Below are 14306 nucleotides of genomic sequence, written 5' to 3'. Positions count from 1 at the left end.
TCACCCCGCCAGGACCCGCGCCCGGCACCACGCGGGCGTGCCCCACGCGTCCCGCAGCGGGCGGGCCTTGCGCAGCCAGAGCGCCAGGTCCAGCTCCTCGGTGTAGCCGACCGCGCCGTGCAACTGGAGCGCGGCGCGGGCGGCCCCGTACGCCGCCTCCCCGGCGGCCACCTTGGCGGCCGCCACATCGGCGGGACGCAGCGACACCGCCGCCCCGTACAGCAGCGGCCGGGCGAACTCCAGCGCCAGCAGCGTGTCCGCCAGCCGGTGCTTCACCGCCTGGAACGAGCCGATCGCCGCCCCGAACTGGGTGCGCCGCTTCACGTACTCCACCGTCCGGTCCAGCAGCGCGTACCCCACACCCAGCGCCTGCGCGGCCGTGGCCAGGGCCGCCCACCCCGCCGCGTACCGCACCGCCCCGGCCACGTGCGGTCCCGCCGCGAGCACCTCCCCGCCGGGCGCGGGCCGCGCCAGGCGCCGCGCCGGATCGGCACTCACCCGCACCGGACCGTGCCCGGGCGCCGCCCGCAGCTCGTCCCCGGCCGCCACCAGCACCAGGTCGGCGGTGCCGGCGTCCAGGGCGTACCCGGATCCCACCGCCCAGGTCGCCGACAGCCCGCCCGCCGCGATGCCCGGCAGCACCTCGGCGGCCCGGCCGCCCCCCAGTCGCTCCAGCAGCACCGCCACCGCGACCGTCTCCACCACCGGCCCGGGCACCGCGTGCCGCCCCAGCTCCACGAACGCCAGGGCCAGCTCCAGCGGCAGCACGCCCAGCCCGCCCTCGTGCGCCTCCGGAACCGCCAGCGCGAACACCCCGGCGCCGGCCAGCCGCGCCCACAGCGCACGCCCCGGGCCCGGGTCCCCGGCCGCCCACGCCCGGACCGCCGCCGGGGTGTCCGACGCGGTCAGCATCGCGTCCAGCGACCGCGTGAAGTCGCGGTGCTGGTCGGTCAGGTGAGGGCGCATCAGCGGCGGCCCTTCGGCAGGCCGAGCAGCCGCTCGGCGATGATGTCCCGCTGGATCTCGTTCGTCCCGGCGTAGACCGGCCCGGCGAGCGCGAAGGTGTACCCCTCCGACCAGGGGCCGTCCACCTCGCCCTCCGGGCCCAGCAGGTCGAGCGCCGTCTCGTGCAGGGCGATGTCGTACTCGGACCAGAAGACCTTGCTGAGACTGGACCGCGCGCCCGGCGCCGGACCGGCCGCGGCCAGCTCCGTGAACAACCGGTACGCCCGTGCCCCGATCACCGCGTCCGCCACCCGGTCCCGCAGGCCGGCGTCCCGCCCGCGCTCCCGCCACAGCCGTTCCAGTTGGCCGGCGGCCGCCAGGAAGCGGCCCGGGGAGCGCAGCATCAGGCCCCGCTCGTTGCCGGTCGCCGCCATCGCGATCCGCCAGCCGTCGCCGGGCGCGCCGATCACGTCCTCGTCCGGGACGAACACCCCGTCCAGGAACAGCTCGGCGAACGCCGGCTTCCCGTCCAGCCGCCCGATGGGCCGCACCGTCACCCCCGGCGCGCGCAGCCCGAACATCAGGTACGTCAGGCCCTGGTGCGGCCTGGCCGCCTCCGGGTCCGTACGGAAGATCCCGAACGCCCGGTCGGCGAACGCGGCCCGCGACGACCACGTCTTGTGGCCGTGCAGCAGCCAGCCGCCGTCCGTGCGCACCGCCCGCGAGCGCAGCGAGGCCAGGTCCGACCCGGCCTCGGGCTCGGACCACGCCTGCGCCCAGACCGTGCGGCCGCTCGCCATGGACGGCAGGACCCGCGCGCACTGCTCCGGCGTGCCGTGGTCGAGGAGGGTCGGGGCGAGCAGGCCGATGCCGTTCTGGGAGACCCGGCCGGGCGCGCCCGCCGCCCAGTACTCCTCCTCGAAGGCCAGCCAGTGGAACAGGTCCACGCCCCGCCCGCCGTACCGCTCCGGCCAGTTGACCACCGCCCAGCCTCCCGCGTGCAGCCGCTCCTCCCACGTCCGGTGCGCCGCGAAGCCCTCCTCCGTCTCCAGGGACGGCAGCGGCTCGGGCGGGACGTGGGCGGCCAGCCAGGCGCGGGCCTCGCTCCGGAACGCCCGCACGGACTCCTCCATGGCGCCACCTTCCCTAACAAGCGTTTGGCAGGTTAGCGTACGGCCATGAACAGCGTCGAGTACGTGTCCGGACACGGCCTCCTCGCGGGGCGCACCGCCGTCATCACCGCCGCCGCCGGGGCCGGCATCGGCGGCGCCACCGCCCGCCGCTTCCTGGAGGAGGGCGCCCGGGTCCTCATCAGTGACGCCCACACCCGCCGCCTGAAGGAGACCGAACGCACCCTCGCCGAGGAGTTCGGCGCGCGGGCCGTCGCCGCCCAGCCCTGCGACGTCACCGAGGAGGCGCAGGTCCAGGCCCTGTTCGCGGAGGCGGCACGGCTCCACGGCCGCCTCGACGTGATCGTCAACAACGCCGGCCTCGGCGGCACCGCGCACCTCGCCGACATGACCGACGAGCAGTGGAACCGCGTCCTGGACGTCACCCTGAACGGCACCTTCCGGTGCACCAGGGCCGCGCTCAGGCACCTGCGGGACCACGGCGACGGCGGCGTGATCGTCAACAACGCCTCCGTCGTCGGCTGGCGCGCCCAGGAAGGGCAGGCCCACTACGCCGCCGCCAAGGCGGGCGTCATGGCGCTCACCCGCTGCGCGGCGATCGAGGCCGCCGCGTACGGCGTGCGGGTCAACGCCGTCGCCCCGAGCCTGGCGATGCACCCGCACCTGGTGAGGGTCACCTCCGCCGCCCTGCTCCAGGAGCTGACCGCCCGCGAGGCGTTCGGGCGCCACGCCGAGCCGTGGGAGGTCGCCAACGTCATCGTCTTCCTGGCCAGCGGCTACTCCTCGTACATGACCGGCGAGACCGTGTCCGTCAGCAGCCAGCACCCCTAGGCCCACAATGTCCCCGTGCCGAACAACGTGCCGAAGCCGAACCAGAAGAAGTCCCAGGTGACCACCCCCGCCCCCGAGCGGCGCGCCGAACTGCTCGCCACGGCGGCGGAGGTGTTCGCCGCCCACGGGTACAACGCCACCACCGTGCGGAGGATCGCCGACGAGGCCGGCATGCTCGCCGGCAGCCTCTACTACCACTTCGACTCCAAGGAATCGATGGTCGACGAGATCCTCTCGGGTTTCCTCGACGAGCTGTGGACGGGCTACGACGCCGTCCTCGCCGCCGGGCTCGGGCCGCGCGAGACCATCGAGGCGCTCGTCACCGCGTCCTTCCGAGGGATCGACCGCCACCGCGCCGCCGTGGCCATCTACCAGAAGGAGTGGCGCCACCTCGCCACCCAGCCGCGCTTCCAGTACCTCTCCGACTCCCAGGCCAGATTCGAGAAGGCATGGCTCGGGACGCTGGAGCGCGGCGTCGCCGACCGGGTCTTCCGCGCCGACCTGGACGTCCGGCTCACCTACCGGTTCGTGCGGGACACCGTCTGGGTGGCGGCGTCCTGGTACCGGCCGGGTGGCCTGCACAGCCCGGAGGAGATCGCCCGCCAGTACCTGTCGATGGTGCTGGACGGGATCGCCGTACGAACGTAGAGGAGATGTGATGGGCGAGGCCTACATCGTCGAAGCGGTACGCACCCCGGTCGGCCGGCGAGGAGGGGGCCTCGGCGCCGCCCACCCCGCCGACCTCGGCGCCCACGTCCTCAAGGCCCTGGTCGAGCGCTCGGGCGTCGACCCGGCCGCCGTCGACGACGTCGTCCTCGGCTGCCTGGACACGGTCGGCCCCCAGGCCGGCGACATCGCCCGCACGGCATGGCTGGCGGCCGGACTGCCCGAGGAGGTGCCGGGCGTCACCGTCGACCGGCAGTGCGGCTCCTCCCAGCAGGCCGTGCACTTCGCCGCCCAGGCCGTCATGTCCGGCACCCAGGACCTCGTCGTGGCGGGCGGCACGCAGAACATGACGATGATCCCCATCGCGTACGCGTCCCGGCAGGCCACCCTCCCGCTGGGCCTGGACCAGGGGCCCTTCGCCGGCTCCGAGGGCTGGCGCGCCCGGTACGGCGACGCGCCGGTCAACCAGTTCGCCGGGGCGGAGACGATCGCGCGGCAGTGGGGCATCACCCGGGACGCCCAGGAGGAGTACGCGCTGCGCTCGCACCGGCGTGCGGTCCGCGCCGCCGACGAGGGGCGCTTCACCCGCGAGACGGTGGCGTACGGGGCGGTCACGGCGGACGAGGGCCCGCGCCGCGACACGAGCCTGCAGAAGATGGCCGGGCTGCGGCCGGTCCTGGAGGGCGGCACCATCACCGCCGCGTGCTCCTCCCAGGTCTCCGACGGGGCGGCGGCCATGCTGCTGGCGAGCGAGCGGGCCGTCGCCGCGCACGGCCTGACGCCCCGGGCCCGCGTCCACCACCTGTCGGTGCGCGGCGAGGACCCCATCCGCATGCTGACGGCGCCCATCCCGGCGACCGCGCACGCCCTGAAGAGGGCCGGCATGACCATCGGCGACATCGACCTCGTCGAGATCAACGAGGCGTTCGCCCCGGTCGTCCTCGCCTGGCTCGCCGAGACCGGGGCCGACCCCGGCCGGGTGAACGTCAACGGCGGCGCCATAGCCCTCGGCCACCCCCTGGGCGCGACGGGCGTCCGGCTGATGACCACGCTCCTGCACGAACTGGAGCGCACCGGCGGCCGGTTCGGCCTCCAGACCATGTGCGAGGGCGGCGGCCAGGCGAACGTGACGATCATCGAGCGGCTCTAGCGGATCTCCAGCGTGCCTGGTTGCGATCGGCCCGCCGGGGTGGTGTGCTACGGTTGTCCACGTTGCAGTTTTGGTACCCATGAACTTTATGTGCGCCTGACGGGAATGTTCCTCAGGCGCATTATTGTTTTACCGGCTTTCTCCGGATGGGGCCCCGACACCATCAGGAGAAAATTATGGCCACCGGTACCGTGAAGTGGTTCAACTCGGAAAAGGGCTTCGGCTTCATCGAGCAGGACGGCGGCGGCGCCGACGTCTTCGCCCACTACTCCAACATCGCCACCTCGGGCTTCCGTGAGCTCCAGGAAGGCCAGAAGGTGACCTTCGACGTCACGCAGGGCCAGAAGGGCCCGCAGGCGGAGAACATCCTCCCCGCCTGATCACCGGACACGCAGCACCGGTATCTCGCAGCCGGGGCCCGCACCATGCAGTCGCAGGTGCGGGTCCCGGCTTGTGCTGTGCTCAGGCCCTGCTGAGGCCAAGGAAGGCAAATGTATGACGACGACTCGACCCGAACGCCCCGCCCGTAAGCGCCCCGCCCGCTCTGGGAACGTGAACGCGCCGCGCCCCGCGAACGGCAAGGGCGCCGGAAACGGCAGAGCGGCCGGCAACGGCAAGGCCGCCGCCCGTGGCGCGAGCCGCGGCACCGTCGCGCCCCCGCGCGAGTTCACCCTGCCGGAAACCGCCACGCCCGCGCTGCCCCCGGCCGCGGCCTTCGACGACCTCGACATGCCGGCCGCCCTCCTGGCCACGCTCACCGCCCAGGGCGTCACCGAGCCGTTCCCCATCCAGGCCGCCACCCTGCCGAACTCCCTCGCGGGCCGCGACATCCTCGGCCGCGGCCGCACCGGCTCCGGCAAGACCCTCGCCTTCGGCCTCGCCCTGCTCGCCCGCACCGCCGGCCGCCGCGCCGAGCCGAAGGCCCCGCTCGGCATGGTCCTCGTCCCCACCCGCGAGCTCGCCCAGCAGGTGACCGACGCCCTCACCCCGTACGCCACCGCCCTGCGGCTGCGGATCGCCACCGTCGTCGGCGGCATGTCGATCGGCCGGCAGGCCGGCACCCTGCGGCGCGGCGCGGAGATCCTGGTCGCCACCCCCGGCCGCCTCAAGGACCTCATCGAGCGCGGCGACTGCCGCATCGACGAGGTGTCGGTCACCGTCCTGGACGAGGCCGACCAGATGGCCGACATGGGCTTCCTGCCGCAGGTCACCGCCCTGCTGAAGCAGGTCGAGCCGGACGGGCAGCGCATGCTGTTCTCCGCCACCCTGGACCAGAACATCGACCGGCTGGTGCGGATGTTCCTCACCGACCCCGTCGTCCACTCGGTCGACCCGTCGGCGGGCGCGGTCTCCACCATGGAGCACCACGTCCTGTACGTCGCCGACGAGACCGACAAGAAGGCCGTCACCGCCCGCATCGCGGCCCGCGACGGCCGGGTGATCCTCTTCCTGGACACCAAGCGCTCCGTGGACCGGCTGGTCAAGCGGCTGCTGGCCAGCGGTGTGCGCGCTGCGGGCCTGCACGGCGGCCGCTCCCAGCCGCAGCGCAACCGGACCCTGGACCAGTTCAAGAACGGCCAGGTCACCGCCCTCGTCGCCACCAATGTGGCGGCCCGCGGCATCCACGTCGACGACCTCGACCTGGTCGTCAACGTCGACCCGCCCACCGACCACAAGGACTACCTGCACCGGGGCGGCCGCACCGCCCGCGCGGGCGAGTCCGGCAGCGTCGTCACGCTCGTCCTGCCCGAGCAGAAGCGCGACATGACGCGCCTGATGTCCCACGCGGGCATCACCCCGCGCGCCGCCCGTGTGAAGTCCTCCGACGAGGAGCTGGCCCGGCTCACCGGTGCCCGCGAGCCGTCCGGCATACCGGTCACCATCGAGGTCCCGCAGCCGGCCCAGCCCGCCGCGCAGGCCTCCGGCAAGCCCGGACGGCGCCGCCGCCCCCGCCGCAGCGGCCAGGGCACCGGCACCGCAGCGGCACCGGCGACCGGTGCGGGTACCCAGCCGGGCGCCCCGCGCCGCCGGCGCGCCACCACCGGCGGCGGTGCCGCGACGGGCACGGGCCGCCCGGCCGGGCGCGGCGGACGCCGCACCTCCGGCTGACCGGCCCCGGCCCTCAGCCGACGAGCTGGGCCCGGAGCGCCGCGAGCGTGCGGTGATCCAGGCCCAGCCCGGCGGTCAGGTACCGGTACAGGCCGCCGTACGCCTCGGACACCGCCGCCCGCGCCGCGTCCAGGTACTCCTGGCGCACCTCCTGCAACGGGATGAGCAGGTCCGGGTTCCGCATCAGCCCCGCCTGCCGCAGGTACGCCCGAAGCCGGGCGTCGTACGCGGCGCGGTACGTGTTCGACGCCAGGTAGTCCGCCAGGGCCGCGCTCGCCGGCACGCCGAGCGCCGTCAGCAGCAGCCAGCTCGTCCAGCCGGTCCGGTCCTTGCCGGCCGTGCAGTGGTACAGCAGCGGTGCCCGGCCGGCGGAGGCGACGTCCCGCAGCGTCGCGCCGAACGCCGCCCGGTTGGCGGAGCCGGTGACGAACGTGCGGTACACCTCCCGCATGAACGCCGCCGCCCTGCCGCCGCCCAGCATCTCCTCCTGCCGCACCGGGTCGGCCGAGCCGATGGCGGTGCGCAGTCGCGCGTACAGGCCGTTGTCGGTGACCGGCCGGGAGACGGGCGTGAGGCCCCCGGGGAGCCGGTCGGCCCCGTCGTACTGGACCTCCAGCGGGATGCGGAAGTCGATGACCTCCGCCAGGCGGAGGCCGGAGACGGTCACCAGGTCGGCGTCGGTGAGCCGGTGCAGCGCGTCGCCCCGGTGGACGAGGCCGGGGCGGACCGTTTCGCCGTCGTACGTGCGGTGACCGCCCAGGTCGCGGACGTTGACCGCGCCCTGGAGCGGGATGTGGCGGCCGGCGGTGTTCGCGCCCGCCGTACCGGTCGTCGCGACGAACGCCGCCGCCGTCGCCGTGGTGAGGAGGGTGCGTCGGGTCAGGGTCATGGCCCGCTTCCTTCGGGTGAGGGGAGTGCGCGGAGCACGTGACGCGCCTCGGACATGACGCGCCGGACGAGGTCCTCGCAGCTCGGAAGGTCCTCGATCACCCCCGCGACCTGCCCCGACGCCATCACACCGAGGTCGGTGCGGCCCTCGACCATGGACGCCCGCAGCAGTACGGGCGTGTTCGCGGCGAGCAGCACCTGGCTCCACGTCAGGTCCCTGCCGCGCTTCATGGCCCGCCCGTCCCGGAGCATCCGTGCCCATGACAGGCCGGACAGCTTCCGCAACCGGGCGGCCCTCCTCACCGCCTCCGCCGACGCCCGTACGCGGCCCTCCCGTTCGAGGGAGGTGACGAGGCCGGTACGGAGCATGCGGTGCGGCAGACCGTCGACGGCGGTCGTCACCGTGACGTCCGTGACCGTCGCCGCCAGGTAGGCGGCCTTCACCGGGCCCGGGACGGGCGAGTCGGAGGTCAGCAGGAACCGGGTGCCCATGGCGATGCCCGCCGCCCCGTACGCCAGCGCCGCCACCAGCCCCCGCCCGTCGTGGAACCCGCCCGCCGCGACGACCGGGATGCCGACCGCGTCCACGACCTGCGGCACCAGCACGGACGTCGCCACCGCGCCGGTGTGCCCGCCGCCCTCGGCGCCCTGCACGACCACCGCGTCCGCGCCCCACGCCTCGACCTTCTCGGCGTGGCGGCGGGCGCCGACGGAGGGGATCACCACCACGCCGGCGTCCTTCAGCTCGGCGATCAGCTCCCGCGACGGCGCCAGGGCGAACGAGGCGACCCGTACGCCCTCCTCGATGATGATCCGCACCCGTTCCCGGGCATCGGACGCGTCCGCCCGCAGATTGACGCCGAACGGCGCGTCCGTACGGGACTTGACCGTGAGAACGGCGGCCCGCAGCTCCTCCACGGTCATCGTGGCGGAGGCCAGGATGCCGAGCGCGCCCGCGCGGGCCGTGGCGGTGACCAGGCGCGGACCGGCCACCCACCCCATGCCGGTCTGGACGATCGGGTACCGCACGCCCGTCAGCTCGGTGAGCGCCGTCCTCATCGCGCCGCCCCGGCCTCGCGCTCCCGCGTGCCCCCGGGGTCGAGGACCTCGCGGATGAGCGCGAGCTCCGCGCCGGTCGGCTCGCGGGTGTGCGGGACGTCGCCGGTGACCGCCAGGGGGAAGCCGGTCGCCGCCCGGACCTCCTCGACGCTCACCCCCGGGTGGAGGGAGACCAGCCGCATCGAGCGGTCGGGCGTGGCGAAGTCGAAGACCCCGAGGTCGCTGACCACGCGCGGGATGCGGTGGTACGCGGCCCCCACGGCCCCCGCCCGGTCGTACCCGACCCCGCAGACCATGTCGACACGCTCGACGAAGACGCGGCGCGAGTGCCGGGGCACCCAGTAACTGGTCGCGTTGTTCAGGGTGTTGACGGGCGCGCCGCGCACCCCGAGGAGCTGGCGGGCGGGCCGTGCCCAGTCGCCGATGCAGGAGATGTTCTGGTTGCCGTACCGGTCGAGCTGGCTCGCGCCCATCATCACGTGCCGCCTGCCGCCGGCGACCAGGGCGAGGTGGTGGCGGTACGGCAGCCAGCCCTCGACGGTGCCGTCGGGCCGGACGAGCATCGCCTCGCCGTCGGTGAGCAGCAGGTCGGGGGAGAAGGTGAGCCGGGCGAGCCTCGCGCCGAGCGAGGGGATCGGGCCCATGGGGGCGGCGAGGACCTCGCCGTCGCCGCGCCACGCCTCGGCGCACGCCACCACGCAGTACTCGGCCCGGGAGGGGCTCATCGCCGTCCCTCCCGCCACGCCGCGACGGCCGCCTGGTAGGCGCGTTCGCTGCCGCCCGACAGGAAACGGCCGGCGAACTCGTCCCAGGGCGTGCTCGCGTACAGCCTCAGGAACGCCTCGTCGCGCCCGTGGTCGGGGGCGCAGGAGGTGAAGTGGGCGCCGTTCGGTGTCTCGACGACCCCGGTGACGTACGGGCGCCGGACCAGCAGCGTCTGCGGGGCGGCGCCCTTGGTCAGCTCGGCGGTGGTGACGAGCCGCTCGCACGACACGTACGCGCTGTCGGCGGCCTCGCAGAACAGGTCGTCGAAGTACGGGTCCGGGCCCAGGTACTGGCCGTTGCCGAGCCGGTCGGCGCGGTTGACGTGGACCAGGGCGGCGTCCATGCGCAGCGCGGGCACCGCGACGAGCTCCTCGCCGTCCTCGTAGGGTGACCGCACGGTGCGCAGCCCGGGATTGACCCGCATGACGTCGGAGCCGAGGCCCGCGCGGACGGGGAGGAAGGGCAGCCGGTGGGCGGCCGCCTCCAGGCCCCGCGCGACCATGGCCTCGTCGTACTCCGTCAGCGCGAGGGCGCCGCGCTCGCGGGCCGCCCGGAAGTGGGGCTCCAGGGGGACCGAGTCCAGGGTGACGAAGGCGGTGACGAGCCTGCGGACGCGGCCGGCGGCGGCGAGGAGGCCGACGTCGGGGCCGCCGTACGACACCACCGTCAGATCGGTGATCTCCGACCGGAGCAGTGCTCTCACCAGGGCCATGGGCTTGCGGCGCGAGCCCCAGCCGCCGATGCCGATCGTCATGCCGCTGCGCAGGCGCGCGACCACCTCGTCGGGTGTCATCGTCTTGTCGGTCACGTCCTCGTCCCCTCCTCGCCGAAGGTGCCGCGTACGCGGTCGGCGGTCCCGCTCAGGCTCGCCTCGAAGGTGAAGCCCTGCTCGAAGCGGTAGCTGCGGCGCACGTCGACGGGGTCGATGCCATTGATGGCGGCCTTCGCCAGCCGCAGCAGCCCGCCGTCCTTGCGGGCGATCTCGCGCGCCAGCTCCAGGGCCGCGTCCCGCAGGCCGGCGGCCGGCACGACCCGCCACACCGACCCGTGGGCGTGCAGCTCGGCGGCGGTGGCGGTGCGCGAGGTGTAGTACAGCGCCCGCATCAGGTGCTGGGGGACCAGCCGGGCCAGATGGGTGGCGGCGCCCAGGGCGCCCCGGTCCAGCTCCGGCAGCCCGAAGGTGGCGTCCTCGGAGGCCACGATCGCGTCCGCGTTGCCGACGAGCCCGATGCCGCCGCCCAGGCAGAACCCCTGCACCGCCGCGACGACGGGGACCTCGCACTCGTACACCGCCGAGAACGCCTCCGCGCAGCCCCGGTTGGCCCCGATCAGCGCCCTGCGGTCGGGGGTGTCCCGCTGCAACTCCCGGATGTCCACCCCCGCGTTGAACCCCCGGCCCGCCGCGGCCAGGACGACGCACCGCGTGTCCGGATCGCGCCCGGCGGCGCGCACGGCGTCGGCGAGCTCGTACCAGCCCCGTACGGGCAGGGCGTTGACGGGCGGGAAGTCGGCCTCGACGAGCGTGACGCCCTTGGCGGGGCGCGTGGTGGAGACACCCATGAGCGGATCAGCTACCTTTCCACCAAACATTTGTTAGGCGCTGTTGAGGGAGGAAGGTAGCAGCGGATGGAACCAGGCGGGAGGCCCACGGAAGCACCGAGCCACGACACCGGGCAGCCGGAGGGGCGGACGGGGGGCCCGCCGGGGCGGACGGGGGCCGGGAGCCTCGAGGGGCGGGTCGTCGTCGTCACCGGGGGCACGCGCGGCGTCGGCGCCGGCATCGCCCGGGCGTTCCTCGCGGCCGGGGCGCACGTCGTGGTCTGCGCGCGCCGCCCGCCGCCCGAGCCGGTCGAGGCGGCCGGCCGCCGGGCCGGGTTCCACCCCCTGGACGTACGCGAACCGGCCGCCGTCCAGGCCCTCTTCGCCGGCGTGACGGAGGACCACGGGCACCTGGACGTGCTCGTGAACAACGCCGGCGGCACGCCGTACCGCCCTCTGGCCGACGGCACCGCCGAGCACCACGCGCGCGTGGTGGGCCTGAACCTGCTCGCCCCGCTGACCGTCTCGCTCGCCGCGTACGAGCACCTGCGCGCCGCCCGGGGCTCCGTCCTCATGATCGGCAGCGTGAGCGGCACACGGCCCTCGCCCGGCACGGCGGCGTACGGCGCGGCCAAGGCGGGCCTGGAGAACCTGGCGCGCTCGATGGCCGTGGAGTGGGCGCCGGAGGTACGGGTGAACACCCTGGTCCTCGGCATGGTCCGCACCGAGCAGGCCCACCTGCACTACGGCGACGACACCGGCGTCGCGGCCGTCGCCGGCACCGTCCCGCTGGGGCGGCTCGCCGAACCGTCGGACGTCGGCGACGCGGCGGTCTTCCTCGCCTCCGACCGCGCCGCCTACCTCACCGGGGCGTCGCTGCTGGTCCACGGCGGCGGGGAACGCCCCGCCTTCCTGGACGCCGCAACCGTCAACAAGGAGGTTTCCCCATGACCGCACCGGCAGGCATCTGCGCGGGCCGCGTCGTCGCCGTCACGGGCGCCGGCCGGGGCCTCGGCCGCGCCCACGCCCTGGCCTTCGCCGCCGAGGGCGCCCGCGTCGTCGTCAACGACCTGGGCGTCGGCCCGGACGGCACCCCGGCGGCCGACGGCCCCGCCCGGCGGGTGGTGGACGAGATCCGGGCCGCCGGCGGCCGGGCCGTCGCCCACGGCGGCGACGTGGCCACCACCGAGGGCGCCGCCTCGCTCGTCACCACCGCCCTCGACGCCTTCGGGCGGCTGGACACCCTCGTCAACAACGCGGGCTTCCTGCGCGACCGGATGCTCGTCAACCTCGACGAGGACGACTGGGACGCCGTCGTACGCGTCCACCTCAAGGGCCACTTCCTGCCCCTGAGGCACGCCGCCGCCCACTGGCGCTCCGAGGCCAAGGCGGGCCGCACGCCCACCGCCCGGGTCGTCAACACCAGCTCCGGCGCCGGAATGCTGGGCAGCGTCGGCCAGGGCAACTACGCCGCCGCGAAGGCCGGCGTCCTCGCCCTCACCCTCGTCGCGGCCGCCGAACTCGCCCGCTACGGCGTCCAGGTCAACGCCCTCGCCCCGGCCGCCCGCACCCGCATGACGGAACGCACCTTCGCCGCCGCCATGGCCGCCCCCCGCGACGGCGGGTTCGACGCCATGGCACCCGAGAACGTCTCCCCGCTCGTCGTCTGGCTCGGCTCCCCGGCCAGCGAGGGCGTCACCGGCCGGGTCTTCGAGGCGGAGGGCGGCCGCATCACCGTCATGAACGGCTGGCGCCCCGGCCCCACCGCGGACCACGCGGCCCGCCGCACCCCCACCGAAGCCGGCGCCACCGCCCGCGCCCTCCTCTCCGCCGCCCCACCACCGCTCCCGGTGTACGGCGCCTCCTAGACGCCCCGCACCGGCAGGTGGCGGCCGAAGAAGGAGACCACCCGCCGCCGTACCGCGCGCACCGCCGCCGCGGGGCCGACCGCCCCCACCAGGCCGATCCGCTCCGTGGCGGTCATCAGCCCGGCGGCCTGCAACTGCGGCGCCATCGCGGCATAGTCGGTGAACACCGCGTGCGCGGCGCGATCGAGCCGCCCCCGGCGGACGCACCCGCCCGAGCGGGCCGCCACGGCCGACCAGGACGGCTCCAGGGCGTGCCGGCCGGTGAAGCCGTCCGTCCCCAGGAGGAGCAGTGGCCGCCCCACCCCGTACCGGGCGACCGGGAACAGCTCCCCCGCCCCGCCGGGCTCCAGTGGCGGATGGTCCAGAAAGCCCTCCATGTCGATCGCGGCGGCGATGCGCCGGTCCTCGTACAGCGCCTGGGCCGCGGCGGTACCGCCCGCCGAATGGCCGTAGACGCCGACCCGGCGCAGGTCCAGCGCACGCCCGAGGCCCTCCGGCAGCGGCCGGCCGGCCGCGTCGGCGGCGCACCCCGCCGCCAGGAGCGCCAGCCGGTCCAGGACGAAACGGATGTCCGCGACCCGGGCCTCGATCATGGTGCGGAAGATCCCGGGACCGGTCCGGGGGTCCCCCGTGAAGACGGTCGGGCGCACCACCCGGTCGCGGTACGCCGTCGTACCGGGGAACTCCACCTCGCTGGCGTCCCCCGGGTGGTCGATCGTCACCACCACGCAGCCGCGGCTCGCCAGCTCCTCGGCCGTGCACGTGCCCAGGGTGCGCGCGTCGCCGCCCCCGGGGCTGTAGAGCACCACCGGGCAGCGCACGGCCCGGGCGGGCGCGCCCACGTGCGCGTGGGTCATGGTGGCGGCCCAGGCCACCCCCGCGTCCGGCAGTTCCTGATGGAAGGCGAACGGGACGAACTCCGCGAACGCCCGCGCGGCGCCCGTGGTCATCTGCGGAGCGCGCGGGCGGCCCCGTACCGTACGGGCCGGATAGAGGACGGTGACCATCACCTCCCGGACGGGAACCGCGGCGTCCCACGGATCACGCCGGGCACGGTCGACCAGGTACAGCGTGGTGATCCCCGTCCGGTACGGGCCGGTCGGCGCGGGAAGCTCCAGGGTGACGTCCCGCCCGCCCCGCGGCCGCCCCCGCGCGCCCGCCCGGGCCCACGCGGGTGCGGCACCGGCTCCGGACAGCAGGAACGAGGCACCCAGCAGGGCGGACTTGGCGACCGTCCGCCGGTCGGTTGCGGCATGCGACATGGCTCTCTCCTCGGGTGTGACGTGCTGCGAGCAGTAGCCGCATGCTGGCGCGCCGAGGCGCCCCCGGGTGATCGTTGAGGCCCAGACCGAAACG

General features: G+C 75.2%; 15 protein-coding genes. 7 read left to right on the top strand and 8 right to left on the bottom strand.

Translation table 11 applies throughout. From position 1 onward, the window contains the following. Complete coding sequence (locus tag E2B92_RS06130) at positions 1 to 966, bottom strand: acyl-CoA dehydrogenase family protein (protein ID WP_126887190.1); 966 nt, start codon at positions 964 to 966, stop codon at positions 1 to 3. Beyond that, positions 966 to 2078, bottom strand: coding sequence for an acyl-CoA dehydrogenase family protein (locus E2B92_RS06125; protein WP_126887189.1), 1113 nt, complete (start codon positions 2076 to 2078; stop codon positions 966 to 968). Before E2B92_RS06125 ends, E2B92_RS06130 begins: the two co-directional genes overlap by 1 nt. A gap of 45 nt (positions 2079 to 2123) precedes the next feature. Here E2B92_RS06125 and E2B92_RS06120 point away from each other — a divergent pair, with 45 nt between their 5' ends. The 5 genes from E2B92_RS06120 (at position 2124) to E2B92_RS06100 (ending at position 6831) form a co-directional block, all read left to right on the top strand. Beyond that, on the top strand, positions 2124 to 2906 hold the full coding sequence (locus tag E2B92_RS06120; RefSeq protein ID WP_126887188.1) for an SDR family oxidoreductase: 783 nt from the start codon (positions 2124 to 2126) through the stop codon (positions 2904 to 2906). A 15-nt stretch (positions 2907 to 2921) separates the two neighbouring features. Further along, positions 2922 to 3554 carry a TetR/AcrR family transcriptional regulator gene (locus E2B92_RS06115; RefSeq protein WP_312846076.1) on the top strand — a complete coding sequence of 211 codons (633 nt, stop codon included), beginning with the start codon at positions 2922 to 2924 and terminating at the stop codon, positions 3552 to 3554. Between the two features lie 10 nt (positions 3555 to 3564). Further along, complete coding sequence (locus E2B92_RS06110; RefSeq protein ID WP_126887187.1) at positions 3565 to 4722, top strand: acetyl-CoA C-acetyltransferase; 1158 nt, start codon at positions 3565 to 3567, stop codon at positions 4720 to 4722. Between the two features lie 176 nt (positions 4723 to 4898). Beyond that, a complete protein-coding gene (locus tag E2B92_RS06105) occupies positions 4899 to 5102 on the top strand; it encodes a cold-shock protein (RefSeq protein WP_005318814.1) in 204 nt (67 codons plus the stop codon). Between the two features lie 115 nt (positions 5103 to 5217). Beyond that, positions 5218 to 6831, top strand: a complete 1614-nt coding sequence (locus E2B92_RS06100) for a DEAD/DEAH box helicase (RefSeq protein ID WP_126887186.1) — start codon at positions 5218 to 5220, stop codon at positions 6829 to 6831. 13 nt (positions 6832 to 6844) lie between these two features. On the opposite strand, the gene E2B92_RS06095 is transcribed toward E2B92_RS06100, so the two are convergent. Genes E2B92_RS06095 through E2B92_RS06075 form a run of 5 tightly spaced genes read right to left on the bottom strand, consistent with a single transcriptional unit; the run spans position 6845 to position 11103 of the window. Continuing rightward, entirely contained in the window at positions 6845 to 7720 is an 876-nt protein-coding gene (locus tag E2B92_RS06095) for a tyrosine-protein phosphatase (RefSeq protein ID WP_126887185.1), read from the bottom strand. Next, positions 7717 to 8778 (bottom strand): NAD(P)H-dependent flavin oxidoreductase, encoded by a 1062-nt coding sequence (locus E2B92_RS06090; protein WP_126887184.1) that lies wholly within the window; start codon positions 8776 to 8778, stop codon positions 7717 to 7719. The genes E2B92_RS06095 and E2B92_RS06090 overlap by 4 nt, the downstream gene beginning before the upstream one ends. Next, the gene (locus E2B92_RS06085) at positions 8775 to 9503 is read right to left on the bottom strand and encodes a CoA-transferase subunit beta (protein ID WP_126887183.1); all 729 of its coding nucleotides are present in this window, start codon (positions 9501 to 9503) and stop codon (positions 8775 to 8777) included. Before E2B92_RS06085 ends, E2B92_RS06090 begins: the two co-directional genes overlap by 4 nt. Then, the gene (locus E2B92_RS06080) at positions 9500 to 10351 is read right to left on the bottom strand and encodes a CoA transferase subunit A (RefSeq protein WP_126887182.1); all 852 of its coding nucleotides are present in this window, start codon (positions 10349 to 10351) and stop codon (positions 9500 to 9502) included. Before E2B92_RS06080 ends, E2B92_RS06085 begins: the two co-directional genes overlap by 4 nt. After that, a complete protein-coding gene (locus E2B92_RS06075) occupies positions 10348 to 11103 on the bottom strand; it encodes an enoyl-CoA hydratase family protein (protein ID WP_133087419.1) in 756 nt (251 codons plus the stop codon). The genes E2B92_RS06080 and E2B92_RS06075 overlap by 4 nt, the downstream gene beginning before the upstream one ends. A gap of 66 nt (positions 11104 to 11169) precedes the next feature. On the opposite strand from E2B92_RS06075, the gene E2B92_RS06070 reads away from it, so the two are divergent. Further along, positions 11170 to 12033 carry an SDR family oxidoreductase gene (locus E2B92_RS06070; protein WP_133087418.1) on the top strand — a complete coding sequence of 288 codons (864 nt, stop codon included), beginning with the start codon at positions 11170 to 11172 and terminating at the stop codon, positions 12031 to 12033. Further along, positions 12030 to 12950: an SDR family oxidoreductase gene (locus tag E2B92_RS06065; RefSeq protein WP_126889528.1), complete on the top strand. Its 921-nt coding sequence runs from the start codon at positions 12030 to 12032 to the stop codon at positions 12948 to 12950. Before E2B92_RS06070 ends, E2B92_RS06065 begins: the two co-directional genes overlap by 4 nt. On the opposite strand, the gene E2B92_RS06060 is transcribed toward E2B92_RS06065, so the two are convergent. Further along, complete coding sequence (locus E2B92_RS06060) at positions 12947 to 14212, bottom strand: alpha/beta hydrolase (protein ID WP_133087417.1); 1266 nt, start codon at positions 14210 to 14212, stop codon at positions 12947 to 12949. The two genes, E2B92_RS06065 and E2B92_RS06060, sit on opposite strands and share 4 nt — an antisense overlap. Positions 14213 to 14306: the final 94 nt, after the last annotated feature.

The sequence above is a fragment of the Streptomyces sp. WAC05374 genome (genome assembly GCF_004353505.1).
Taxonomy (GTDB): domain Bacteria; phylum Actinomycetota; class Actinomycetes; order Streptomycetales; family Streptomycetaceae; genus Streptomyces.
The sequence above is the reverse complement of the archived record's forward strand: the minus strand, read 5'-3'. Positions and strand labels throughout refer to the sequence as shown.